The organism is Pseudomonas sp. ICMP22404, from assembly GCF_006227205.1.
In the GTDB taxonomy this organism is placed as follows: Bacteria; Pseudomonadota; Gammaproteobacteria; order Pseudomonadales; family Pseudomonadaceae; genus Aquipseudomonas.
The window spans coordinates 32992-57879 of record NZ_VCNG01000024.1 but is presented as its reverse complement, the minus strand read 5'-3'; the positions used below and the strand labels follow the sequence as shown (position 1 = coordinate 57879).

The window sequence follows — 24888 nt, the reverse complement described above, 5'->3', positions numbered from 1 at the left end:
GTCAACCGGAATAGCCGCCATGGCCCGCAAAAAAGCTGCATTGGACTTCGAACAATCCCTGGCCGACCTGCAAACGCTGGTCGAACGGCTGGAGAACGGCGAATTGTCGCTGGAAGACTCGCTGACTGCCTTCGAACAAGGTATCGGCCTGACTCGCGACTGCCAGGCGGCGCTGGCCCAGGCCGAGCAGAAGGTGCAGTTGCTGCTCGAGCGCGATGGCGAGCTGACCGAAGAACCTTTCGACGCGGAACAGCCTGAATGATCGGCGCCTATCAGGCCAGCAGCCAGGCCCGGGTCAATGCTGCGTTGAGCACTTTGTTTACCGCGCCGAGCCCCGAGCTGGCGCGCCTGTACGAAGCCATGCGCTATAGCGTGATGAACGGCGGCAAGCGTGTGCGGCCCCTGCTGGCTTATGCCGCATGCGAAGCCTTGGGCGGTGTGGCCGAACAGGCCAACGGCGCGGCATGTGCGGTGGAACTGATCCACGCTTATTCCCTGGTGCACGACGACCTGCCGGCCATGGATGACGACGACCTGCGTCGCGGCCAGCCGACCACCCACAAGCAATTCGACGAAGCCTGCGCGATCCTGGCCGGTGACGGCTTGCAGAGCCTGGCCTTCAGCGCCCTGCTCGATCCGTCCCTGAGCGATTGCCCGGCACAGGTCCGCCTGGACATGGTCAGCACCCTGGCACTGGCGGCAGGACCCGCCGGCATGGTCGGCGGCCAGGCCATCGACCTGGGTTCGGTCGGCCTGAAGCTGGATCAGGGTGCGCTGGAATACATGCACCGGCACAAGACCGGTGCCCTGATCGAAGCCAGCGTCAAGCTCGGCGCCCTCGCCAGCGGCCGGGCCACCCCAGAACAGTTGCACGCCTTGCAGGCATACGCCCGAGCCATCGGCCTGGCGTTCCAGGTGCAGGACGATATCCTCGATGTCGAAAGCGATACCCAGACTCTGGGCAAGCGCCAGGGTGCGGACATCGCCCGCGACAAGCCGACCTACCCGGCCCTGCTGGGCCTCGACGCCGCCAAGGCCTACGCCCTGGAATTGCGCGACCAGGCCCTGGAAGCGTTGCGGCTGTTTGACGCGGCGGCCGAACCGCTGCGCGACTTGGCGCGCTATATCGTCGAACGACGCAGCTGATACGGGGTCAACCTTTCAGACTGCGTATCGGCCAAGTTCCGGCCAACGCGTGGGCAGCTTGCGATGCATAAGGTAAACTGCCGCCTCTTTCTATACCTATAACGATTCGCCTGATGCCCACGACGTTTCAAGAGATTCCCCGCAAACGCCCGACCACGCCCCTGCTGGACCGCGCCAACACGCCGGACGGCTTGCGTCGGCTGGGTGAAGCCGAGCTGGAAACCCTGGCCGATGAGTTGCGCCTGGAACTGCTCTATACGGTCGGCCAGACCGGTGGGCACTTCGGTGCCGGCCTGGGCGTCATCGAGCTGACCATCGCGCTGCATTACGTATTCGACACTCCGGACGACCGGCTGGTGTGGGACGTCGGCCATCAGGCCTACCCGCACAAGATCCTCACCGGTCGCCGCGAGCGCATGGGCACGCTGCGCCAGAAGGACGGCATCGCGGCATTCCCACGGCGCTCCGAAAGCGAATACGACACCTTTGGCGTCGGTCACTCCAGCACCTCCATCAGCGCTGCCCTGGGCATGGCCATTGCCTCCCGGCTGCAGAACAGCGACCGCAAGGCCATTGCCGTGATCGGCGATGGCGCCCTGACGGCGGGCATGGCTTTCGAGGCGCTGAACCACGCGCCGGAAGTCAACGCCAACATGCTGGTGATCCTCAACGACAACGACATGTCGATCTCGCGCAATGTCGGCGGCTTGTCCAACTACCTGGCGAAGATCCTTTCCAGCCGCACCTACGCCAGCATGCGCGAAGGCAGCAAGAAGGTCCTGTCGCGCTTGCCCGGCGCCTGGGAAATCGCTCGCCGCACCGAGGAATATGCCAAGGGCATGCTGGTCCCCGGCACGCTGTTCGAAGAACTGGGCTGGAACTACATCGGCCCGATCGACGGTCATGACCTGCCGACGCTGATCGCCACGCTGCGCAACATGCGTGACCTCAAGGGACCACAGTTCCTGCATGTGGTGACCAAGAAGGGCAAGGGCTTCGCCCCGGCGGAAGTCGACCCTATCGGTTACCACGCCATCACCAAGCTCGAACCGCTGGATGCCCCGGCCTCCGCCCCGAAAAAGGCCGGTGGCCCCAAGTACTCCGCCGTATTCGGCCAATGGCTGTGCGACATGGCCGCCAAGGACTCGCGCCTGGTGGGCATCACCCCCGCCATGAAGGAAGGCTCGGACCTGGTGGCCTTCAGCGAACGCTACCCGCAACGCTATTTCGACGTAGCGATTGCCGAACAGCACGCCGTGACCTTTGCCGCCGGCATGGCGTGCGAAGGGGCAAAACCGGTGGTGGCGATCTATTCGACCTTCCTGCAACGCGGTTACGACCAGCTGGTCCATGACGTCGCGGTGCAGAATCTCGATGTGCTGTTCGCCATCGACCGCGCCGGCCTGGTGGGCGAAGACGGCCCGACTCACGCCGGCAGCTTCGACCTTTCATACCTGCGCTGCATCCCCGGCATGCTGGTGATGACCCCGAGCGACGAAAACGAGCTGCGCAAGATGCTCACCACCGGCCACCTGTTCAATGGCCCAGCGGCGGTGCGCTATCCCCGTGGCAGCGGACCGAACGCGACCATCGAGACCACCCTCGAGCCGATTGAGATCGGCAAGGGTGTGATCCGCCGCCAGGGCAAGCAGACCGCCCTGTTGGTGTTCGGCGTGCAACTGGCCGAGGCCTTGAAAGTCGCACAGACCCTGGACGCCACTGTCGTGGACATGCGCTTCGTCAAACCGCTGGACGAAGCCCTGCTCCGCGAAATGGCCGCCAGCCATGAGCTGCTGGTGACCATCGAGGAAAACGCCATCATGGGCGGCGCCGGCGCGGCGGTCAGTGAGTTCCTGGCCCGGGAGAACATCCTCAAGCCCGTGCTGCACCTGGGCCTGCCGGACATCTACGTCGAACACGCCAAGCCTGCGCAAATGCTGGCCGAGTGCGGGCTGGACGAGGCTGGGATCGAAGCATCCGTGCGCCGGCGGCTGCAGTTGCTGGGCCTGTAACCTACCTACCCTGTGGGAGCGAGCTTGCTCGCGATGCGATCTGTCAGTCGACGACTGTTTGGACTGATACACCGCCATCGCGAGCAGGCTCGCTCCCACAAGGGACCGCGCCCGAACAGACACCATCATTCAATTGTGGGAGCGAGCCTGCTCGCGATAGGGACGCCGCGGTCTATCAGCCGAGCTGACGCGGAAGGCGATACAGGTAGAACAGCACCGTGGAAGACAAGGCCAGCAACATCAGCGGCACGGCTTCCAGGCCCACGAACACCGCCAGGGCACCGATCCAGGCCGGCAGCCCGGCGACCAGGAACGCAGCACGCCGACTGGCAGCCAACGTGATCCAGGCCTGGGGCTCTTCGGGGGTATCGAGGGCATTCTGGGTGGCGATCAAAGCGTGTTTGTATGCGCCAAAGAATCGCAGGCTGACGAACATCGAGGCCACGCCGGCGATGAACAGCGGCATCGCCAACACCGGCAGGATCGCTTCGCCCTGGCCGAAGACCAGATTGATCACGAACAGCGGCAGCAACGCCAACGCCAGGTATTTCCACCAGCTGATGGACAGCCGTCGCCGCACCTGACCCCGCGTCACGCCCGGTCGACCTCGCCCTGGTGCTCATTGCCCATCATGTGGTCGAGCTTGCTGGCCTTGGTCGCCAGGTACAGCTTGTTGTGGGGATTATGGCCGGTGTGCAGCGGCACCCGCTCCGCCACCACGATGCCCATTTCGGTCAACGCCTTGACCTTGCGCGGGTTATTGGTCATCAACCGCAGGGACTTGACGCCCAGGTGTTCGAGCATGGGCAGGCAGATGCTGTAGTCACGCAGGTCGGCGGCAAACCCGAGGCGCTCGTTGGCTTCCACGGTATCGGCACCGCCATCCTGCAATTCATAGGCACGGATCTTGTTCAACAGACCGATGCCACGCCCTTCCTGGCGCAAGTACAGCAACACGCCTCGACCTTCGCGGGCAATGGCCTGCAAGGCGGCTTCGAGTTGCGAGCCGCAGTCGCAGCGCTGGCTGAACAGGGCATCGCCCGTCAGGCATTCGGAGTGCAAGCGGCCCAGTACCGGAACGCCGTCGGCAATATCACCCAGGCTCAGCACAACGTGCTCGCGGCCGGTGGCCTCATCCAGAAAACCATGCATGGTGAATTGCGCAAAGGGCGTTGGCAGCTTGGAAGCGGCAACAAAAACGACAGGCACCGGTGTGCTCCTGATCTAGTACTGGAGATTCGCAGAGGAGAGCATTGTAACAGCAGGTCCCGGCAGACGCTTAGGCTGAATTGTCGACTATTACTATCGAAGAGATTGATTACGGCTTCGGTGGCTTACCGTGCTCGTCGAAAGGATAAGGTTGTTTCCAACGCTCGAAAATCGGTTTCAACCGACCACTTTTCACCAACACTTCCATACGCCGGTCGAACAGCGCACGCAGGGCCCGTCCGTTTTCATTATTGGCGAAGCCCAGGTACAGCGGCAGGTTGATCAACGGCGAGAGCTTGAATTGCTGGGGATTGTCGGCCTTGGCGAGCACGCCCTGGATTTCCATCAAGGCGTCGATGTAGAAATCCGCCCGGTCATGGGCCAGCATCGGCAAGATTCCTACCGCACGATGGATTTCATTGAAGCGTTTGATGTTGGGCAAGTAGCTGTTGTATTCGTAGCCGCGCATCCATACCAACCGGTAGTTGCCGATCGTCTCCAGCGTGGGCGTCGGCTTGGAGGCCAGCCCCAGGGCATAGATGTGATCAACGTCGTAGTGCCAGTAGGGGTAGAGCAGCCCTTCTGTTTCATCGCGATAGGCACCGACCTGCACGTCGACCTCCCCACGCTGTACCAAGCCGATCGAACGGGTGTAGGGCACGGTGCGGGTCTCCAGCTTCACGCCCTCGGGCTCGAACACTTCGCGCAGGATGTCCCAGGCCATGCCCCGCCCGTCGGCTTCTGTGTAGTCGGCCCATTCCTCGCTGGCGGCGCGGATCTTGCCGGGCAATGGCGTCGGCTCCACCGCCAGGGCGCCGAGACTCACGCCCAGACACAACACCAGCAACAGCGCTCGACTTACGCTCATGCCTGGATCCCTCAGGTAAGACACCACACCAGTCCTTGCATTGCCAGCCAGGCAAACACCCCGGCCAGGATGTCGTCGAGCATGATACCGACGCCTCCGTGGACATGCCGGTCGATCCACCGGATCGGCCATGGCTTGAGAATATCGAAGAAGCGGAACATCAGGAAACCCGCCAAGAGCCAGTACCAGCCTTCCGGCACCAGCCACAGGGTAATCCACATCCCGACCATTTCATCCCAGACGATCCCTTCATGATCGTGCACACGCAGGTCGTCCGCCACCTTGCCACACAACCAGAAGCCGAACAGCATGGTGATGCCGAGCATCAGCCAGTAGCCCCAGTCCGGCAACATCTGCCACAACGGTATGAAGGGTAGCGCAACCAGCGAGCCCCATGTACCTGGCGCCTTGGGCAAAGTACCCGAACCGAAGCCAAATGCCAGGAAATGCCAGGGATTACGCCAGACCGAGGGGGGGACGAATTCGGCTGGAACCTGGTTGGGATGATCTGTCACGGTGTCTCCCGAAAATGTTGATAACCCCGGATTTGCGGGGTGATGTCGCTTCCATCGGCGTCCACCAGCATGACACCCTGCCCTGCCATGACACTGCCGATCACGTGGATTGGCCAGCCTTCGGCCTGCAACGCCGATAATCGGACCGGTGGCAAGCTGAACAGCAGCACATAATCGTCACCCCCGCTCAGCGCGGCCTGCTCCGCGTCCGTTCGGCCGAGGAAGGCCAGCAAAGCGTTGGACAGCGGCAAGCGCTCCCGTTCAACCTGGATGGCCACGCCGGACGCCAATGCGATATGCCCGCAATCGGCCAGCAGACCATCGGAAATATCCATGGCCGCACTGGCCCTGCCCCGTAGCGCCAGCCCCAGGCTGGTCTGCGGACGCGGTGACCAATAATGCGCCAGCAACGGCTCGGCGACGGCCGGCTCAGTGTGACGCTGGCCAAGCACGAGCGGCAATGCACCGGCAGCATTGCCCAGTTCACCACCGACACACAGCAGATCGCCAGGCTGCGCGCCGCTCCGGGTCAACGCCTGGCCGGACGGCACGCGACCGAACACGGTCATGGTCAGGCTCAGCGGCCCGCGAGTGGTGTCACCACCCACCAGCGCAACGCCACAAGCCTGGGCCATCTGGTTCAAACCACGGGCATAGGCTTGCAACCAATCGGCTGTCACCGTCGGCAAGGTCAGGGCGAGGGTAAAGGCAAGGGGCCTGGCGCCCATGGCGGCGAGATCGCTGACCGCCACGGCCAGCGAGCGCTGGCCGAGCAGGAATGGATCGCAAGGATCTGGAAAATGCACACCGGCCACGAGCGTGTCGGTGGACACTGCCAACTGCTCCCCGGGAAGAACCGCCAGCAAGGCACAATCGTCGCCGATCCCCAACGCAACGCCGTCGCCGCCCTGCGCACAAGGCGCTGCGGCGAAATAGCTGCGGATCAGCTCAAACTCACCCATTCAGCGCTTGAACGCCTTCACTTCAGCTTCCCGCAGACGCGGGGCGAGCTTGTCGAGCACACCGTTGACGAATTTGTGTCCGTCGGTGGAACCGAAGACCTTCGCCAGCTCGATCCCTTCGTTGATCACTACGCGATACGGTACGTCGACGCGCTGCATCAGTTCCCAGGTGGACAGGCGCAACACCGCCAGTTCAACCGGGTCCAGCTCTTCGATGGTCAGGTCCAGGCAAGGTGCCAGGGCCTTGTCGATTTCGGTCTTGTGCGCCGGAACTCCGTGGAGGATCTCGCGGAAATACGCGCCGTCAACATCGCTGAAATCGTTATCGACACGAAACTGCGCTTCGATCTCGTTCAGCGACTGCTTGGCCATGTGCCATTGATACAGCGCCTGGGTCGCAAGCTGACGGGCTTCGCGACGCTTGACGCTTTTCGAAGGCTTGCCGGCATCGGCAGGCTTGGGATCGCGCGGGTTGAAACGATCGCTTTCGTCGCTAATCACTTGGCCTCCAACTGCGCCAGCAGACTGACCATTTCCAGGGCGGACAGGGCGGCTTCGGCGCCTTTGTTACCGGCCTTGGTGCCGGAACGTTCGATGGCTTGCTCGATGGAATCAACGGTCAGCACGCCGAAAGCCACCGGCACGCCGAACTCCATGGACACCTGGGCCAGGCCCTTGGTGCACTCGCCAGCCACGTACTCGAAATGCGGAGTACCGCCACGAATGACCGCGCCCAGGGCGATGATTGCTGCATATTCGCCTTTTTGAGCGACTTTCTGCGCAACCAGCGGAATTTCGAAGGCGCCAGGGGCACGGATGATGGTGATGTCGCTTTCGCTCACGCCATGGCGAACCAGGGCATCGACCGCACCGCCAACCAGGCTCTCGACCACGAAGCTGTTGAAACGGCCCACTACCAGAGCGTAGCGGCCTTTGGGGGCGATGAAGGTACCTTCGATGGTCTTCAGGGTCATTCGTCAATTCTCTTAAAGAGCCGGAACGCGCTCGGTGCGCGCTCCTCGGTGATATTTAGCCACGAATTACAGGGCCAGCCGTTCATTCCAGGAAACTGCACCCCTAGTGGGAGCGGTCCTGCTCGCGATGACGTCAGCTCAGAGACATTAATGTCGCCTGATGCACCGCTTTCGCGAGCAGGCTCGCTCCCACAGGGGGAAGACCTCCTTAACTGAACGAGGTCATTATTCGGAGGGCACGTATTCTACAACTTCCAGATCGAAACCGGATATCGCATTAAATTTCATCGGTGCGCTCATCAGGCGCATTTTGCGTACGCCCAGGTCACGCAGGATCTGCGAACCGGCGCCGACCGTACTGTAAGTGGTGGTCTTCTTCACCGGCAATTGCTCGCCGGTTTCGCGGATATGCGCCAGCAGCACATCGCCATCGAGGGGGTGTCCGAGCAGCAGCACCACGCCGCTGCCGGCCTCCGCCACCGCGGCCATCGCGGCCCGCAGGCTCCAGCGGCCGGGTTGCTTGACCATCAGCAGGTCCCGCAGCGGGTCCATGTTATGCACGCGGACCAGGGTCGGCTCTTCGGCGCAGACGGTGCCCAGGGTCAGTGCCATGTGCACGTCGCCTTCCACCGAATCGCGGTAGGTCACCAGGTTGAAATGGCCCAGCTCGCTGTCCAGCGGCTGCTCGGCAATCCGCTGAACGGTACGTTCGTGGATCATCCGGTAATGGATGAGGTCGGCGATGGTGCCGATCTTGATGTCGTGTTCGGCGGCGAAGGCCTCCAGTTCCGCGCGACGGGACATGGTGCCGTCGTCGTTCATCACTTCGCAGATCACGCCGCTGGGCTCGAAACCGGCCATGCGCGCCAGGTCGCACGCTGCCTCGGTGTGGCCGGCGCGGGCCAAGGTACCGCCGGCCTGGGCCATCAGCGGGAAGATATGGCCAGGGCTGACGATGTCTTCGGCCTTGGCGTCCTTCGCGGCGGCGGCTTGCACGGTGCGTGCGCGGTCAGCGGCGGAAATGCCGGTGGTCACGCCCTCGGCGGCCTCGATGGACACGGTGAACTTGGTGCCGAAGCCGGAACCGTTGCGCGGAGCCATCAGCGGCAGCTTCAGCAGCTCGCAACGCTCGCGGCTCATCGGCATGCAGATCAGGCCACGGGCGTGCTTGGCCATGAAGTTGATGTGTTCGGCCTTGCAGCATTCGGCGGCCATGATCAGGTCGCCTTCGTTCTCGCGGTCTTCGTCATCCATGAGGATGACCATCTTGCCTTGGCGGATGTCTTCAACCAGCTCTTCGATGCTATTGAGCGCCACGCGGCACCCCCTTGGGTCAGGATTTGAGGTAGCCGTTGGCGGCCAGAAAGCTTTCGGTGATGTTACTGCCGGACGTCGGCTCTGCGGCCTTGTCACCGAGCAGCAAGCGCTCCAGGTAACGGGCCAGCAGGTCGACTTCCAGGTTGACCCGGCGCCCAGGCCGGTACGAAGCCATGATGGTTTCGCTCAAGGTGTGCGGGATGATCGTCAACAGGAATTCGGCGCCATCCACCGCGTTGACCGTCAGGCTGGTGCCGTCGACGGTGATCGAGCCCTTGTGCGCGATGTACTTGGCCAGCTCCTTCGGCGCACGGATGCGAAACTCCACGGCCCGGGCGTTATCGGTGCGCGAAACCACTTCGCCGACGCCGTCGACATGGCCGCTGACCAGATGCCCGCCCAACCGGGTGGTGGGCGTGAGGGCTTTCTCCAGATTGACCGGACTACCGCTCTTGAGGTCGTTCATGGCGGTGCAGTCGAGGGTTTCGCGGCTGACGTCCGCCAGGAAACCATTGCCGGGCAGTTCGACGGCAGTCAGGCAGACACCGTTCACGGCGATGCTGTCGCCCAGTTTGACGTCGCTCAGGTCGAGCTTGCCGGTTTCGACGTGAACCCGCACGTCGCCGCCCTTGGGGGTGAGTGCACGGATACTGCCGATGGATTCGATAATGCCGGTAAACATGGAGTCCTCCTCGAGAACAGGCCGCCGCTTGAGCGAAGGCCGGGAATTATACGCTGGCCGGCGGAACGGGAACGGCGATGACTCGCCAGTCATCGCCCACGGCGCGGATTTCGGTGATTTTCAGCGCCGGGGCATCTTTCATGTGCGCCAGCGGCCAATCCAGCAGGGGTCGCGCCGAAGATCCCAGGAACTTGCCGGCGATAAAAATCTGGAATTCGTCCACCAAGCCTTGCCGGGCGAATGCCCCCGCCAGGCGTGGGCCGGCTTCCACCAGCACCTCATTGACGCCACGAGCCGCCAGCTCCACCAGCAGGCGCCGCAGGTCGACCTGGCCATCATCGCCTGCCACGATCATGCATTCGGGACCGTTGGCGTACTGTTCTTCCACCGCCATGCACGTGGCGACCAGCGCCGGGCCAGCCTTGAAGAAGGGGGCATCCAGCGGCACCCGCAAGCGACCGTCCACCAGTACCCGCAGCGGCGGACGACTCATGACCAATGCTGTCTGATCGGCATCCAGCCCGAGCTCATCGGCGCGTACGGTCAGCCGGGCACTATCCGCCAGCACCGTGTCGGCGCCGGTCAGTACCACGCTGGCCTGGGCTCGCAGCCGTTGCACCGCTGAACGTGCCGCCGGGCCAGTGATCCACTGGCTTTCGCCGCTCTCCATGGCGGTGCGGCCATCGAGGCTCATGGCGAGCTTGACCCGCACGAATGGCAAGCCGTGCTCCATGCGCTTGAGAAAACCCTGGTTGAGCTGACGGGCCTCGCCTTCCAGTACGCCGCTTTCGGTGGCGATACCGGCCTGGGCCAGCCGTTGCAAACCGCGACCGGCGACTTCCGGGTTCGGGTCCTGCATCGCCGCCACGACCCGGGCAACACCGGCGTTGACCAGCGCATCGGCACAAGGCGGCGTACGGCCGTGGTGACTGCAGGGTTCGAGGGTCACGTAGGCGGTGGCGCCCCGGGCCAGTTCACCGGCGGCGCGCAAGGCATGGACTTCGGCATGGGGTTCACCGGCGCGGATGTGCCAGCCTTCGCCGACAATCTGCCCGTCACGCACGATCACGCAACCCACCCGCGGATTGGGATGGGTGGTGTAGTGACCGCGCCGCGCCAGTTCCAGGGCGCGGGCCATGTAATGGGCGTCGAGGACGGCCTGCTGTGCCGGGACGGTCATTCTTTCACCGGTTCGCGGGCCAGGCGGTCGATTTCCTCGCGGAACTCGTTCAGGTCCTGGAAGCGCCGGTACACCGAGGCAAAACGGATGTAGGCGACTTCGTCGAGCTTCTGCAGCTCGGCCATCACCAGCTCGCCAACCACCAGGGATTTGACCTCCCGCTCGCCGGTCGCCCGCAGCTTGTGCTTGATGTGCACCAGCGCCGCTTCCAGGCGCTCGACGCTCACCGGGCGTTTTTCCAGGGCTCGCTGCATGCCGGCACGCAGTTTTTCTTCGTCGAACGGCTGGCGGCTGCCGTCGGTTTTGATCAGGCGCGGCAACACCAGTTCAGCGGTCTCGAACGTGGTGAAACGTTCGCCGCAGGCCAGGCATTCGCGCCGACGGCGGACCTGTTCGCCCTCGGCGACCAGTCGCGAGTCGATGACTTTGGTGTCGTTGGCACCGCAGAAGGGACAGTGCATGGTGGCAGGCAACAAAAAATGGGAGGGCCATGGTAGCGCATCCCACTGGCAAGACAAGCCATAGGGTTTACGGTATACAGACGGGCTTACCGTCAGATCCATGGAATTCACCCCTGTTGGAGCCGCACATGCCGCTACGATCGCTCGTTTTGCTCAGTCTTTTCAGCCTGTTGATGGCGTGCAGCAGTGACGCTCCCAAGCCCGCCGCGCCCGCACCGGCGCCCGCACCGAAACAGGCCCAGGATAAAGCCCGGCAAGCCGCCGAGTTGGGACCATTGCCAGCGTACCAGCGGGAACTGAGCGGCACCCTCGAAGGCGTACCGACCGGGGCCGAGGTCGAACTGGCGCTGCTGGTGATCGACGACAAGGGCCGTCCACAGCAATTGCTCGCCAGCTCCAGCCTGATTGGTACCAACCGCGCCCTGCCCTTCCGCCTGCGTTTCAACCCCGATGCCTTCCCGGTCGGCGCCCGCGTGGAACTGCGTGGCCGTGCCAGCCAGTCGGGCCAATTGATCCTGCACCTGCCGGAGCAGCGCATCGCGCAACCAACCACCCAGGCGTTGGGCGCCTTGCAGTTAGTCAAAGCGCCATGAATGCACCGCAGGACCTGCAACACGCGCTGAGCGAGTTGCTGGGAGACGCGCACCTGGTGGACTGCCCGTTACCCGGCACTGATTTGAAGCTGTGGTTGATCGACGGCGATAACATGGACCGCGCCTTCAGCCCGGAGGAAACCCGGCGCATCCTCCATGAACCGCCTTACTGGAGCTTCTGTTGGGCCAGCGGCCTGGCGATGGCGCGCTACCTGGCCGAGCGACCGCAGTGGGTCGAGGGCAAGCGGGTGCTGGACTTCGGTGCCGGCTCCGGCGTGGCGGGCATCGCGGCGATCAAGGCCGGGGCGCTGGAAGTGGTGGCGTGCGACCTGGATCCATTGGCCATCGCGGCATGCCGGGCCAATGCCCTGCTCAATAACGTGGCGCTGACTTATTCGACGGATTTCTTCGCCGAAGCGGATCGCTTCGACCTGATCCTGGTCGCCGATGTGCTCTACGACCGGGCCAACCTGCCACTGCTGGACCAGTTCCTCAGCCGCGGCCGCGAGGCCCTGGTGGCCGACTCCCGGGTACGGGATTTCCAGCATCCACTGTACCGACGTATCGAACTGCTCGAAGCCATGACCCTGCCGGACCTGGCCGAGCCCGAGGAGTTTCGGCATGTGAGCCTGTATCACGCGCGGCGTTCGCCCTGAAAGGCATCGCGAGCAGGCTCGCTCCCACAGGTGATCGAGTTTTTTTCAGATAGCACGCGATCAAACCGTGGGAGCGAGCCCGCTCGCGATAGCGACCTACCAGGCACCGCAAGACCCCGCGTATAGTTGCCTCATTCAAGCGTTCTAAGAGATTCCCATGACCCAGGACACTCCCTACATCTTCGACGCCACCACCGCCGATTTCGATCAGTCGGTGATCGCGAACTCTTTCCACAAACCGGTGCTGGTGGATTTCTGGGCCGAGTGGTGTGCGCCGTGCAAGGCGCTGATGCCGATGTTGCAAGGTATTGCCGAGAGCTATCAGGGCGAGTTGCTGCTGGCCAAGGTCAACTGCGACATCGAGCAGGACATCGTCGCCCGCTTCGGCATCCGCAGCCTGCCGACGGTGGTGCTGTTCAAGGACGGCCAGCCCGTCGACGGTTTCGCCGGGGCCCAGCCGGAATCGGCGGTGCGGGCGATGCTCGAACCCCATGTGCAGATGCCGCCTCCCGCCGCGGCCGATCCGCTCGAGCAGGCCCAGGCGTTGTTCGACGACGGGCGTTTCGCCGATGTCGAAGCCCTGCTCACCGTGCTGCTGGGTGAAGACAACACCAACGCCAAGGCGCTGATCCTGTTTGCCCGTTGCCTGGCTGAACGCGGCGAGCTGGGCGAAGCGCAGACCGTGCTGGACTCGGTGAAAAGCGACGAGCACAAGGCCGCACTGGCCGGGGCCAAGGCGCAGATCCAGTTCCTCGGCCTGGCCAAGCATCTGCCAGACGCCGCCGACCTCAAGGCCCGCCTGGCAAAAGACCCACAGGACGATGAAGCGGTGTATCAACTGGCGATCCAGCAACTGGCGCGCCAGCAATATGAGCCGGCTCTCGACGCACTGCTCAAGCTGTTCAGCCGTAACCGGGGCTACAGCGAGGGTCTGCCGCACAAGACGCTGCTGCAAGTGTTCGAACTGTTGGGCAACGATCATCCGTTGGTGACGACCTATCGCCGCAAGCTGTTTGCCGCGTTGTACTAAGCCTCAGCCCCCACCCAACTGTAGAGCGGCGTATCACCGCCGCTCAGCACCTTGACCTCGGCGCTGTGGCGCAAGCGCACCAACAGGCGCTTGCCCGCCGGAGCACTGCCCGTAAGGCCTTCCAGTTGTTCCAGCAGGTCCGGGCCACTCAACTGCCCGGCCTTGCGCAGCAACTCCCTGGCGATCTGCCACAGCGCATCGTCCTGATTCGCCGGTTTGGCCGCCGTCATCGCCGCGCCCTCCGGCTTGACCACCTGCAACTGCGCGCCGAGCTGCGCCCAGTCGCCCTCGTCCATTTCGATCGACAAGTCCACCGGCCAATCGCCGACGGTTCCGCGTATGCGCAACATCACCGTGCTCCTGAAGATTTAATGTTCCCATGCTCCCATGGGCCTTGCGCGACGCCAAGCAGACGGTCAAACTCTGTGCAAATTCGTTATAAGATTACATAACAAAATATTCACTTTGTCTGGAGACTCGTCATGCGTCGTCTGCTTCTTGCTTTGCCGTTCGCCCTGCTGCCATTGGCCGTTGCTCATGCGGCGGTCGAGCACGACCATGATCATGAGCACGGCAGCCTGGGTGCCCATGAACACGGCGTTGGCCGCCTGAACGCTGCGCTCGACGGCCAGACCCTGGAGCTCGAGCTGGAGAGCCCGGCCATGAACCTGGTCGGCTTTGAACACGAAGCCACCAGCGATGCCGACAAGGCCAAGGTCGAAGCGGCCCGGGCGCGTCTTGAGAAGCCACTGGCACTGTTCAACCTGCCGGCCGCCGCCCAATGCACCCTGGCCCAGCAGGAACTGGAAAGCCCGTTGTTCGGTGATGAACCGGATCATGAACAGCATGACGAAGACGAAGACACCGACGGTGACGAGCACCACCACGAGCACAGCGAAATCCACGCCCACTACCAGTTCACCTGCGCCACACCCGGTGCCTTGAAGAACCTCGACCTGGCGACGCTGTTCAAAACCTTCCCGGCCACCCAGAAAATTCAGGTACAACTGATCAGCCCGAGCGGCCAGCAAGGCGTGGAAGTGACGGCCAAGGCGCCATCGCTGAAGTTCTGAATACACTGCACGCCCTGCGGTGGAAGCCTGTGGGAGCAAAGCTTGCTCGCGATAGCGGTCCGACCGTCGACATCGACGTTGAATGTGACAAGCCCATCGTGGACAAGCTTTGCTCCCACAGGTACTCCACAGGGGCTTCCATCATCCTGATATCAGCCACCATGACCCAAGCACTCATCGAACTGTCCGACCTGGTCTTCAGCTGGCCCGGGCATCCGCCACTGCTGGACATCCCGGCCTTTCGCCTCGAAGCCGGCGAAACCCTGTTCCTCAAAGGGCCCAGCGGCAGTGGCAAAACCACCTTGCTAGGGCTGCTGGGCGGGGTGCAGACGCCGGATCGCGGCAGCATCCGCCTGCTCGGCCAGCCGCTCACCGAACTGGGTGCCGGCAGCCGCGACCGCTTTCGCGTGGACCACACCGGCTACATCTTCCAGCAATTCAACCTGCTGCCGTTTCTCTCGGTGCGCGAGAACGTCGAGCTGCCCTGCCATTTTTCCAGGCTGCGGGCCCAACGAGCCATCCAGCGCCACGGCAGCATCGATCAGGCCGCCGCCACGCTGCTGACTCACCTGGGGCTGACCGACCCGAACCTGCTGGAGCGCCGCGCCGACTCGCTGTCCATCGGCCAGCAGCAACGGGTCGCCGCCGCCAGGGCGTTGATCGGCCAGCCGGAACTGGTGATCGCCGACGAACCGACCTCGGCCCTGGACTACGACGCCCGGGAAAACTTCCTGCGGCTGCTGTTCGCCGAATGCCGCGAGGCCAGCTCAAGCCTGCTGTTCGTCAGCCATGACCAGAGCCTGGCGCCGCTGTTCGACCGCAACCTCTCGCTGGCCGATCTCAATCGTGCCGCCAAGCCACTCGAGGTCTGAGATGTATTTGTTCCGTCTAGCCATGGCCAGCCTGGCAAACCGCCGTTTCACTGCGATCCTCACTGCCTTCGCCATCGCCCTGTCGGTCTGCCTGCTGCTGGCGGTGGAGCGGGTGCGCACCGAGGCAAAAGCCAGTTTTGCCAGCACCATCAGCGGCACCGACCTGATCGTCGGCGCCCGTTCCGGCTCGGTGAACCTGTTGCTGTACTCGGTGTTTCGCATCGGCAACGCCACCAACAACATTCGCTGGGACAGCTTCGAACATTTCGCCAGCAACCCGAAAGTGAAGTGGGCAATCCCCATGTCGCTCGGTGATTCCCATCGCGGCTACCGAGTAATGGGCACCACCGAGGCCTATTTCGAGCATTACCAGTACGGCCGCCAGCAACACCTGGAACTGGCCGACGGCCGGGCTTTCGCCAGCGACCCGTTTGAAGTGGTGCTCGGTGCCGAAGTGGCCGAGGCGCTGCATTACAAGCTCGGCGACAAACTGGTGCTGGCCCACGGCGTAGCGGCCATCAGCCTGGTCAAGCATGACGACAAGCCCTTCACCGTGGTCGGCATTCTCAAGCGCACCGGCACCCCGGTGGACCGCACACTGCACATCAGCCTCGGCGGCATGGAAGCGATCCACATCGATTGGAAGAACGGCGTGCCGGCCCAGGGCAACGGTCGCATAAGCGCCGACCAGGCCCGCAATATGGACCTCACGCCCCAGGCCATCACCGCGTTCATGCTCGGCCTCAACAGCAAGATCTCCACCTTTGCCTTGCAGCGCGAAATCAATGAGTTCCGGGGCGAGCCATTGCTGGCGATCCTGCCCGGCGTGGCCCTGCAAGAGTTGTGGAGCCTGATGGGCACGGCGGAAAAAGCCTTGTTCGTGATTTCGCTGTTCGTCGTCCTGACCGGGTTGATCGGCATGCTCACGGCGATCCTAACCAGTCTCAACGAGCGTCGTCGGGAGATGGCGATCTTGCGCTCGGTGGGCGCGCGGCCGTGGCACATCGCGAGCCTGCTGGTGCTGGAAGCCTTTGCCCTGGCATTGACCGGGGTCGCCGCCGGGCTGGCCTTGCTGTACATCGGCATCGGCGGCGCCCAGGGTTACGTACAGTCGGCCTACGGCTTATACCTGCCGTTGAGCTGGCCAAGCGAATATGAATGGACGCTCATGGCTGGCATCCTGATCGCCGCCCTGCTGATGGGCAGCGTGCCGGCCTGGCGCGCCTATCGCCAATCGTTGGCCGACGGCTTGTCGATCCGTTTATGAGGACATTGAAGATGCCCCGCGCCCTGTTTGCGCTGTTGATGATGGTCGCCCTGCCACTGTGGGCGGCCGAGCCGAGGGACCTGGCCTGGTCGGAAATGATCCCGCCCGACGCGCCGCCGGAAGTGCCGAACATGACCCCGTTGCATGACCTGTCGCAGATGAGCACTGCACTGTCCGCCGAATCCGCCCCGGCCGCCAAACAGGACCTGCCCAACGCACCGGTGGTCAAGGCGCTCGATGGCCAGCAGATTCGTTTGCCGGGCTACATCGTGCCGTTGGAAGTGAGCGAGGAAGGCCGCACCACGGACTTCTTGCTGGTGCCGTATTTCGGTGCCTGTATCCATGTGCCGCCACCGCCTTCGAACCAGATCGTGCATGTGAAGAGCGAAGTCGGGGTGAAGCTCGATGAGCTGTATCAACCGTACTGGGTCGAAGGGCCGATGCAGGTCAAGCCGTCCACCAGCGAACTGGCCGATGCCGGGTATCAGATGGAGGCTGAGAAGATTTATGTGTATGAGCTGCCGGAGTGAATCCGGTGGTCATGCATTGTCTGTGAAATAGCTATCGCGAGCAGGCTCGCTCCCACATGGGATCGTTGGTGTTCTCACGATCAGTGTAAGAGCGGGCCTGCTCGCGATGAGGCCCTCAAAGGGCTCATCACACTTTCATTGAGCTGAGTCAAAAGACGGAACCAGACGCCTCCGTACCATGGGACATCCTTTTGAAATGTCCTCTGGAGCCCCCATGCACAAGTCCTTGCTCAGCGCTTCCCTCGTCGCCCTCGCGCTCACAGCCCCTCTCGCCCAGGCCCATACGGCCGGCGATATCATCGTTCGCGCCGGCGCCATCACCGTCAATCCGGAAGCCGACAGTTCCAGCGTCAAGGTCGACCGTGGCCCCCTAGCCGGTGCCGATCTAGGTGGCAAAGCGACCATGAGCAGCGACACGCAACTGGGCTTGAACTTTGCCTACATGATGACCGACCACCTGGGCATCGAGCTGTTGGCAGCCTCGCCGTTCGAGCACGACGTGAAGATCAAGGGCACCGCCCTGGGCGCGGCCAACGGCAAGCTCGGCACCCTCAAGCACCTGCCACCGACCCTGAGCCTGGTCTACTACCCACTCGAGGCCAAATCGGCATTCCAACCGTATGTCGGCGCCGGCATCAACTACACCTGGATCTACGACGAACATGTCGGCAGCGAAGCCAGCGCCAACGGCTTCAGCAACTTCCGGGCGAGCAACAGTTGGGGCATGGCATGGCAAGTGGGCGCTGACTACATGCTGACCGACAACATCATGATCAACGGCCAGATCCGTTACATCGACATCGACACCACGGCGTATGTCGACAACAACGCCGTGGCCGGTGGCACCCGGGCCAAGGTGAATGTCGATGTGGATCCGTGGATCTACATGGTGGGGTTGGGTTACAAGTTCTAACCGAACCAGAACATAAGATGCCCCTGTGGGAGCGAGCCTGCTCGCGATGGCGGCCTGACATTCACCTCTTCAGTGACTGTCATGCCGCTATCGCGAGCAGGCTCGCTCCCACAGTTTTTTTGTGCCTATTGGAAACTCAGCGACCCAACAGCCGCGCCAGCCCCACACTCATCGGCGTCTGTTGCGGGAAGCTGAAGCGCTGCAACAGCCGATGGTTATCGGCCCGGGAATGGCGGATGTCCCCCGAACGCGCCGGGCCGTAGCTGACCGGAGGCAGGTCACCGACAACCGTGGCCAGGGCCTGAAGCATTTGCTTGAGAGTCGTGGCCTGGTTCCAGCCGACGTTCACCGCCCCGACTTCCACCTCAGGCTTCTCGATGGCCTGCACCAGCAAATCCACCAGGTCTTCGACGTAGACGAAATCCCGGGTCTGCTCGCCATCGCCGAACACGGTGATCGGCAAGCCTTTCTGTGCCCGCTCGCTGAAGATGCTGATGACCCCGGAATACGGCGATGACGGGTCCTGGCGCGGGCCGTAGATGTTGAAGAAGCGGAACACCACCGGCTCCAGCGCGTGCTGGCGGCGGTAGAAGTCGAAGTAGAACTCGCTGGCCAGTTTGTCCGAGGCATAGGGCGTTAGCGGGGCCTTGGGGGTCTCTTCGTCGATGGACTGGCCTTCGCCGTTGTTGCCATAGACCGCTGCGCTTGAGGCGAACAGCACCCGTTTCACGCCGGCCTGGCGCATGGCTTCGCAGACATTCAGGGTGCCGATGAAATTGCTCTGGTGAGTACGCACCGGGTCGTCTACCGAGGCTTGCACCGAAGCCACTGCGGCCAGGTGCGCCACGGCGCTGCAGCCGACCATGGCCCGCGCCACCAGGGCGGCGTCGGCGACGTCGCCTTCGATCAGTTCGACAGCGGGATTGTCCAGCGGCAGGTTGCTGCGCTTGCCAGTGGACAGGTCATCCAGGATGCGCACCGAATGCCCCTTGGCGAGCAAGGCGTCGGTCAGGTGTGAACCAATGAAACCCGCACCGCCGGTGATTAAAACAGGGCCGTCAGCCATGGCGATAAAACCTATCCAGTAAGCCCGGGAGTGCGGCGCGCCAGGCGCGGGGCTTGATCCCGAAAGTGTGCAGAATTTTCTTGCAGGCCAGTACCGCATGCTGCGGTTCTTCCGCGGCATCCGGTCGTGCGGCGTGGGCCTGGGGCGTGGGCGACTCGATTGCCAGCGGATGCAGGGCGCGGGCTTCGGTGAGGATCGCCTGGCCCAGCGCCAGCGGCGTGGTCGCCTCATGTCCGGCGTAATGGTAAGTGCCCCACAGCGGCGCGGCGCAGTCGAGTTGTTTGAGCACGGAGATGATCACCCGGGCAGCGTCGTCCACCGGCGTCGGGTTGCCTCGACGGTCATCGGCCAGCAACAGCTCCTCGGGCTGTTCGGCCCGGGCGAGAAAACGTCCGAGGATGCCGTCGGCGCTGTCGTCCAGCAGCCAGCCGAAGCGCAGCAGGACATGTTGCGGGCACGTGGCGCGCACACTCTGCTCGATCCGCCACAAGGCCTGACCCCGCAGGCCCAGGGGCACGGGCTCGTCTTTTTCGCTGTAGGCGGTGGCGCGGGAGCCGTCGAACACGCGATAGCTCGACGGTTGCAGCAAGACGATATTGTGGTGCTGGCACAATTCGGCCAGGCGCTCGACCGCGCGCTCCTGGCTGGCCAGGCGCTGCTCGCTGACGACCTCGGCCTGAAACCAGTCGAAGTAGTACGCCAGGTTGATCAAGGCGTCCGGACGGGTGTCGTCGAGCAGCTGCGTCAGGCTCGCGGCATCCCAGCCATCTTCGGGGGGGCGGGGGGCGAGAAAACCGATGTCTTCTTCCGCACCGAGGCGAATCAGCGCCTGCCCAAGGGCATTTCCGCCGCCCAGTAACATAAGGCGCATTCGCATAAAGTTCGCAGGCCCAGTCTGTTGGCACAAGAATTTGATCGACAACACCCGCAGGCGTTGCCGGAATCGTTGCATTTTGCGGGTTTAGTGCGCAACCGTCATCCGTAAAGTGCAGATCGGGGATTTTGCGCCGCGCTTCAGGGCCCCATCGCGAGCAGGCTCGCTCCCACAATGGCTCTGTGGTGCTCCATCCTGTGGGAGCGAGCCTGCTCGCGATGGGGCCTGCCAGGCAACGGAGATATCAGCCAGTACTTGCATCTTCCCCATCCCACCCGCATAACTGCCCCTATGAATCTGCCCCTTGCAGCCGACCACGCCATGGCAGGCTTTCACCCCGCCGTCCGTGCCTGGTTCGGCCAGACCTTCCCGGCGGTCACGGCCGCCCAGGCCCGGGCGTGGCCGTTGATCGGTCAGCGTCGTTCGACCCTCGTGGCCGCGCCCACCGGTTCGGGCAAGACCCTCACGGCGTTTCTCGCCGTGCTTGACGAGCTGGTGCACCGGGGCCTGGAACAGGGCGGCCTGCCGGACCAGACCCTGGTGGTCTACGTCTCGCCGCTCAAGGCCCTGAGCAACGATATCCGGATCAACCTGCAAACCCCGCTGGCCGGCATCACCGAACAATTGCGGCAGATGGGCCTGCCAGCCCTGCAAATCACCACCGCCGTACGCACTGGCGACACACCGCAGAAAGAACGCACGGCGATGCGCAAGACCGCGCCGCACATTCTGGTGACCACGCCCGAATCGCTCTACGTGCTGCTCGGTTCCGATTCCGGCCGGCAGATGCTCGCCAGTACCCGCACGGTGATCGTCGATGAAATCCACGCCATCGCCGCCAGCAAGCGCGGCAGCCACCTGGCCCTGAGTCTGGAACGCCTGCAAGCGCTGTGCAGCGAGCCGCTGGTGCGCATCGGCCTGTCCGCCACGCAAAAACCCATCGAAGCAGTGTCACGCTTTCTGGTGGGCGAAGGTCGCTCGTGCGAAATCGTCGACATCGGCCATGCCCGTCCCCGCGACCTGGACATCGAGGTGCCGCCGGTGCCGCTCTCGGCGGTGATGGCCAATGATGTGTGGGAACTGGTCTACAACCGCCTCGCCGAGCTCGCCCGGGCACACCGCACCACCCTGGTGTTCGTCAATACCCGGCGCCTGGCCGAACGCCTGAGCCGCCATTTGAGCGAGCGCCTGGGCAAGGACGCCGTGGCCGCCCACCATGGCAGCCTGGCGAAAGAATTTCGCCTCGATGCCGAGCAGCGGCTCAAACGCGGCGAATTGCAGGTGCTGATCGCCACCGCGTCCCTGGAGTTGGGCATCGACATCGGCGACGTCGACCTGGTGTGCCAGATCGCCTCGCCCCGCTCGATTTCGGCGTTCCTGCAACGGGTTGGCCGCTCCGGCCACCAGGTCGGCGGCACGCCCAAGGGACGCCTGTTCGCCACCACCCGCGACGACCTGATCGAGTGCGCCGCCCTGCTCGATTGCGTACGCCGGGGTGAACTGGACATCCTGCACATCCCCAAGGCACCGCTGGACGTGCTGGCTCAGCAGATCGTCGCCGAGGTCAGTTGCCAGGAATGGCAGGAACAGGCGCTGCTGGACACCTTTCGCCGTGCTGCGCCCTACGCCGAATTGGACGAAGGGCATTACCAGGCACTGTTGCAGATGCTCGCCGAAGGCCTCAACGGTCGCCAGGGCGTGCGCAGCGCCTACCTGCACCGTGACGCAGTCACCCGTACCCTGCGCGGGCGCCGGGGCAGCAAACTGACCGCCGTGACCAGCGGCGGCACCATTCCGGACAACGCCGACTACAGCGTGCTGCTCGAACCCCAGGGCCTGAACATCGGCAGCGTCAACGAAGACTTCGCGGTGGAAAGCATCGCCGGCGACGTGTTCCAGCTCGGCAATACCTCCTACCGCATCATTCGCGTCGAGACCGGCCGCGTGCGGGTCGAGGACGCCCAGGGCCAGCCGCCAACCATTCCGTTCTGGCTCGGCGAGGCCCCGGGGCGCAGCGCCGAACTGTCCCTGGCCGTGGCCCGCCTGCAAGCACAGCTCGATCAACTGCTCGGCGCCACCCCCGGCAATCTGCAGCCGGCCCTCGACTGGCTGACCGGCACCCTGCAATTGAACCTGGCCAGCGCCGAACAACTGGTGGATTACCTGGCCCCGGCCCGCCTGGCGTTCGGCGCCCTGCCGTCGCAGGACACGCTGGTCATGGAGCGGTTCTTCGATGAGTCCGGCGGCACGCAACTGATCATCCATACGCCGTTCGGCAGCCGCATCAACCGCGCCTGGGGGCTGGCCCTGCGCAAGCGTTTCTGCCGCACCTTCAATTTCGAATTGCAGGCCGCCGCCAGCGAAGACGCCATCGTGCTGTCGCTGTCCACCAGCCACAGTTTCGAGTTGGATGAGGTCTGGCGTTACCTCAACAGTCACAGCGCCGAACAGATCCTTGTACAGGCGGTGCTGGATGCGCCGCTGTTCGGCGTGCGCTGGCGCTGGAATGCCGGGGTAGCCCTGGCCTTGCCGCGCTACACCGGCGGACGCAAGGTCGCCCCGCAAATCCAGCGGATGAAAAGCGAAGACCTGATCGCCAGCGTGTTCCCTGATCAGATCGCCTGCCTGGAGAACCTCGCCGGCGAGCGGGAAATCCCCGACCACCCGCTGGTGGAACAGACCCTCGATGACTGCCTGCACGAAGCCATGGACAGCGAAGGCTGGCTGGCGCTGTTGCGGCGCATGGAGGCGGGCGAAGTTCGCCTGATCAGTCGCGACCTGCCTGCCCCGTCGCCCCTGGCGGCAGAAATCCTCAGCGCCCGCCCCTACACCTTCCTCGACGACGCGCCGCTGGAAGAGCGCCGAACCCAGGCGGTCATCAACCGGCGCTGGAGCGATCCGCAATCCACTGACGACCTCGGTGCGCTGGACGCCGAGGCCATCCAGTCGGTCAGGGAGGAAGCCTGGCCGACGCCCGCCAATCTCGATGAAATGCACGAAGCGCTGATGAGCCTGGCCTGCATCGCCGACAGCGAAGCACGCGCCCACGAATCGTGGCCGGGCTGGCTGCAAGCGTTGGCCGAACGCGGGCGGGCCAGCCATGTGCAGATCAGCGCCGAGCGCGGCCTGTGGGTGCCACTGGAGCGACTGACCTGCCTACAAGGGATTTATCCACAGGCCCAATGGCAGCCCGCGCTGACACCCCTGGCCGGGGTCGATGAAGCGTGGGACAGCGACGAAGCCGTGGTGGAAGTGCTCCGCGCCCGGCTCAGCGCCTTTGGCCCGTTGCCACTCACTGCCATCGCCTATCCGTTGGGATTATCGACAGCGCAAGCCACCCAGGCCCTGGCGCACCTTGAACAACAAGGCTACGTGCTGCGCGGCCGCTTCACACCGGGCACCAGTCAGGAGGAATGGTGCGAACGGCATCTGCTGGCCCGCATCCACCGCTACACCGTCAAGCGCCTGCGCCGGGAAATCGAACCGGTGATGCTGCAGGATTTCATGCGGTTCCTGTTCGACTGGCAACACCTGTCGCCGTCGACCCAGGGCCGGGGCAGCGCCGTGCTGCCGTCGATCGTCAGCCAGTTCGAAGGCTACCCCGCTGCGGCCTCGGCCTGGGATAGCGACCTCTTGCCGGCGCGGATCAAGGACTACTCCGCCAGTTGGCTCGACGAACTGTGTCGCAGCGGCAAGCTGGTCTGGACTCGCCTCAGCGCCCGGCAGAAAGCCTCCGCCACGGCCCTGCGCAGCACGCCGGTGGTGTTGCTGCCGCGCAGTCAGGTCTCCCTGTGGAGCAGCCTGACAGAGCAGACACCACTGAGCGAACTGTCCCTCAAGACGCAAAAAGTCCACCAGGCCCTCAGCGAACATGGCGCGCTGTTTTTCGACGAGTTGCTGCACGAAGCCCACCTGCTGCGCGCCGAACTGGAAATCGCCTTGCAAGAGCTGGTGGGTGCCGGCCTGGTGAATGCCGACAGCTTCGCCGGGCTGCGGGCATTGATCACACCCGCCAGCAAACGCCAGGCCCGCAGCAGTCGGCGTGGGCGCGGGGCGTTTGTCGGTGGCATGGACGATGCCGGGCGCTGGGCCTTGTTGCGCCGCAGCCAGCCAGCACCGACCGAAGGCAACCGACCCGCGCCCACACCGCCCGACACCCTGGAGCACATCGCAATGACCCTGCTGCGCCGTTACGGCGTGGTGTTCTGGCGCTTGTTGGAGCGGGAGGCGGATTGGCTGCCGAGCTGGCGCGAGTTGCTGCGCACGTTCCATCGCCTGGAGGCACGCGGCGAAATCCGTGGCGGGCGCTTTGTCAGCGGTCTGGCCGGAGAGCAGTTCGCCCTGCCCGAAGCCATCCCGCTGCTGCGCGAAGTCCGTCGCCGTCCCACTGACGGCAGCGTGATTGCGGTGTGCGGCGTCGACCCGCTGAACCTGGCCGGGACATTGCTGCCTGGGGCAAAAGTGCCGGCGCTGGCGAGCAATCGGCTGGTGTATCGCGATGGAATGCCGGTGGCGGCGCAGATTGCCGGGAAGCTGCATTTCTGGATGGAGCTGGATGTGCAGGCGATGGGGGAAATCCGCAGCAAGCTTATCCAGAGAAATTGAGGTGGCTGGGCGGGCCCTATCGCGAGCAGGCTCGCTCCCACAGGGGAATGCAATTTCACCGAGGAATGCATTTCAACTGTGGG

At 63.9% G+C, this 24888-nt stretch carries 26 protein-coding genes; 12 read left to right on the top strand and 14 right to left on the bottom strand.

The window, feature by feature from the left end; all coding sequences use genetic code 11:
- Positions 1-19: 19 nt before the first annotated feature.
- The 3 genes from FGE05_RS28515 to dxs all read left to right on the top strand — a co-directional run bounded on the left by FGE05_RS28515 (position 20) and on the right by dxs (position 3158).
- Positions 20-262: an exodeoxyribonuclease VII small subunit gene (locus FGE05_RS28515; RefSeq protein WP_003185917.1), complete on the top strand. Its 243-nt coding sequence runs from the start codon at positions 20-22 to the stop codon at positions 260-262.
- On the top strand, positions 259-1146 hold the full coding sequence (gene ispA / locus FGE05_RS28510) for a (2E,6E)-farnesyl diphosphate synthase (RefSeq protein WP_139650210.1): 888 nt from the start codon (positions 259-261) through the stop codon (positions 1144-1146). Before FGE05_RS28515 ends, ispA begins: the two co-directional genes overlap by 4 nt.
- Before the next feature lie 113 nt (positions 1147-1259).
- Positions 1260-3158, top strand: coding sequence for a 1-deoxy-D-xylulose-5-phosphate synthase (gene dxs, locus FGE05_RS28505; protein ID WP_139650209.1), 1899 nt, complete (start codon positions 1260-1262; stop codon positions 3156-3158).
- A gap of 175 nt (positions 3159-3333) precedes the next feature.
- Here the strand turns inward: dxs and FGE05_RS28500 are convergent, their stop codons facing one another.
- The 11 genes from FGE05_RS28500 to nrdR all read right to left on the bottom strand — a co-directional run bounded on the left by FGE05_RS28500 (position 3334) and on the right by nrdR (position 11326).
- Positions 3334-3753 (bottom strand): MFS transporter, encoded by a 420-nt coding sequence (locus FGE05_RS28500; RefSeq protein ID WP_139650207.1) that lies wholly within the window; start codon positions 3751-3753, stop codon positions 3334-3336.
- Entirely contained in the window at positions 3750-4367 is a 618-nt protein-coding gene (gene ribA / locus FGE05_RS28495; RefSeq protein WP_139650205.1) for a GTP cyclohydrolase II, read from the bottom strand. Before ribA ends, FGE05_RS28500 begins: the two co-directional genes overlap by 4 nt.
- Before the next feature lie 109 nt (positions 4368-4476).
- A complete protein-coding gene (locus FGE05_RS28490) occupies positions 4477-5235 on the bottom strand; it encodes an ABC transporter substrate-binding protein (protein WP_139650204.1) in 759 nt (252 codons plus the stop codon).
- A gap of 11 nt (positions 5236-5246) precedes the next feature.
- Complete coding sequence (locus tag FGE05_RS28485; protein ID WP_139650201.1) at positions 5247-5750, bottom strand: phosphatidylglycerophosphatase A; 504 nt, start codon at positions 5748-5750, stop codon at positions 5247-5249.
- Positions 5747-6712, bottom strand: coding sequence for a thiamine-phosphate kinase (gene thiL, locus FGE05_RS28480; protein ID WP_139650199.1), 966 nt, complete (start codon positions 6710-6712; stop codon positions 5747-5749). Before thiL ends, FGE05_RS28485 begins: the two co-directional genes overlap by 4 nt.
- Positions 6713-7213 carry a transcription antitermination factor NusB gene (nusB, locus tag FGE05_RS28475; protein WP_024778364.1) on the bottom strand — a complete coding sequence of 167 codons (501 nt, stop codon included), beginning with the start codon at positions 7211-7213 and terminating at the stop codon, positions 6713-6715.
- Positions 7210-7686: a 6,7-dimethyl-8-ribityllumazine synthase gene (ribE, locus tag FGE05_RS28470; RefSeq protein WP_003206025.1), complete on the bottom strand. Its 477-nt coding sequence runs from the start codon at positions 7684-7686 to the stop codon at positions 7210-7212. Before ribE ends, nusB begins: the two co-directional genes overlap by 4 nt.
- Before the next feature lie 225 nt (positions 7687-7911).
- Positions 7912-9003, bottom strand: coding sequence for a bifunctional 3,4-dihydroxy-2-butanone-4-phosphate synthase/GTP cyclohydrolase II (ribBA, locus tag FGE05_RS28465; protein WP_024778362.1), 1092 nt, complete (start codon positions 9001-9003; stop codon positions 7912-7914).
- A 16-nt stretch (positions 9004-9019) separates the two neighbouring features.
- On the bottom strand, positions 9020-9685 hold the full coding sequence (locus FGE05_RS28460) for a riboflavin synthase (RefSeq protein ID WP_139650196.1): 666 nt from the start codon (positions 9683-9685) through the stop codon (positions 9020-9022).
- 46 nt (positions 9686-9731) lie between these two features.
- Positions 9732-10865: a bifunctional diaminohydroxyphosphoribosylaminopyrimidine deaminase/5-amino-6-(5-phosphoribosylamino)uracil reductase RibD gene (ribD, locus tag FGE05_RS28455; RefSeq protein WP_139650194.1), complete on the bottom strand. Its 1134-nt coding sequence runs from the start codon at positions 10863-10865 to the stop codon at positions 9732-9734.
- Positions 10862-11326: a transcriptional regulator NrdR gene (gene nrdR, locus FGE05_RS28450; RefSeq protein ID WP_013694316.1), complete on the bottom strand. Its 465-nt coding sequence runs from the start codon at positions 11324-11326 to the stop codon at positions 10862-10864. Before nrdR ends, ribD begins: the two co-directional genes overlap by 4 nt.
- 128 nt (positions 11327-11454) lie before the next feature.
- On the opposite strand from nrdR, the gene FGE05_RS28445 reads away from it, so the two are divergent.
- The 3 genes from FGE05_RS28445 (at position 11455) to trxA (ending at position 13605) form a co-directional block, all read left to right on the top strand.
- Positions 11455-11919 (top strand): hypothetical protein, encoded by a 465-nt coding sequence (locus tag FGE05_RS28445; RefSeq protein WP_139650190.1) that lies wholly within the window; start codon positions 11455-11457, stop codon positions 11917-11919.
- The gene (locus FGE05_RS28440; RefSeq protein ID WP_139650188.1) at positions 11916-12575 is read left to right on the top strand and encodes a methyltransferase; all 660 of its coding nucleotides are present in this window, start codon (positions 11916-11918) and stop codon (positions 12573-12575) included. Before FGE05_RS28445 ends, FGE05_RS28440 begins: the two co-directional genes overlap by 4 nt.
- A gap of 157 nt (positions 12576-12732) precedes the next feature.
- Complete coding sequence (gene trxA, locus FGE05_RS28435) at positions 12733-13605, top strand: thioredoxin (protein ID WP_139650186.1); 873 nt, start codon at positions 12733-12735, stop codon at positions 13603-13605.
- Here trxA and FGE05_RS28430 read toward each other — a convergent pair.
- Positions 13602-13955, bottom strand: coding sequence for a hypothetical protein (locus FGE05_RS28430; protein WP_139650184.1), 354 nt, complete (start codon positions 13953-13955; stop codon positions 13602-13604). The genes trxA and FGE05_RS28430 overlap by 4 nt on opposite strands.
- 132 nt (positions 13956-14087) lie before the next feature.
- On the opposite strand from FGE05_RS28430, the gene FGE05_RS28425 reads away from it, so the two are divergent.
- The 5 genes from FGE05_RS28425 to FGE05_RS28405 all read left to right on the top strand — a co-directional run bounded on the left by FGE05_RS28425 (position 14088) and on the right by FGE05_RS28405 (position 18260).
- Positions 14088-14678 carry a DUF2796 domain-containing protein gene (locus FGE05_RS28425; protein ID WP_139650182.1) on the top strand — a complete coding sequence of 197 codons (591 nt, stop codon included), beginning with the start codon at positions 14088-14090 and terminating at the stop codon, positions 14676-14678.
- Positions 14679-14839: 161 nt separating this feature from the next.
- On the top strand, positions 14840-15550 hold the full coding sequence (locus FGE05_RS28420; RefSeq protein ID WP_139650180.1) for an ABC transporter ATP-binding protein: 711 nt from the start codon (positions 14840-14842) through the stop codon (positions 15548-15550).
- 1 nt (position 15551) lies between these two features.
- Entirely contained in the window at positions 15552-16817 is a 1266-nt protein-coding gene (locus FGE05_RS28415; protein WP_139650178.1) for an ABC transporter permease, read from the top strand.
- An 11-nt stretch (positions 16818-16828) separates the two neighbouring features.
- Positions 16829-17347 (top strand): DUF3299 domain-containing protein, encoded by a 519-nt coding sequence (locus FGE05_RS28410; protein WP_139650176.1) that lies wholly within the window; start codon positions 16829-16831, stop codon positions 17345-17347.
- 214 nt (positions 17348-17561) lie between these two features.
- On the top strand, positions 17562-18260 hold the full coding sequence (locus FGE05_RS28405) for an OmpW family protein (RefSeq protein ID WP_139650174.1): 699 nt from the start codon (positions 17562-17564) through the stop codon (positions 18258-18260).
- Positions 18261-18396: 136 nt separating this feature from the next.
- Here the strand turns inward: FGE05_RS28405 and FGE05_RS28400 are convergent, their stop codons facing one another.
- Positions 18397-19326 carry an NAD-dependent epimerase/dehydratase family protein gene (locus FGE05_RS28400; RefSeq protein WP_139650172.1) on the bottom strand — a complete coding sequence of 310 codons (930 nt, stop codon included), beginning with the start codon at positions 19324-19326 and terminating at the stop codon, positions 18397-18399.
- On the bottom strand, positions 19319-20203 hold the full coding sequence (locus tag FGE05_RS28395; protein ID WP_024778348.1) for a sugar nucleotide-binding protein: 885 nt from the start codon (positions 20201-20203) through the stop codon (positions 19319-19321). Before FGE05_RS28395 ends, FGE05_RS28400 begins: the two co-directional genes overlap by 8 nt.
- 288 nt (positions 20204-20491) lie before the next feature.
- On the opposite strand from FGE05_RS28395, the gene FGE05_RS28390 reads away from it, so the two are divergent.
- Positions 20492-24805 carry a DEAD/DEAH box helicase gene (locus FGE05_RS28390; protein ID WP_139650170.1) on the top strand — a complete coding sequence of 1438 codons (4314 nt, stop codon included), beginning with the start codon at positions 20492-20494 and terminating at the stop codon, positions 24803-24805.
- The last annotated feature ends 83 nt before the right edge of the window (positions 24806-24888 follow it).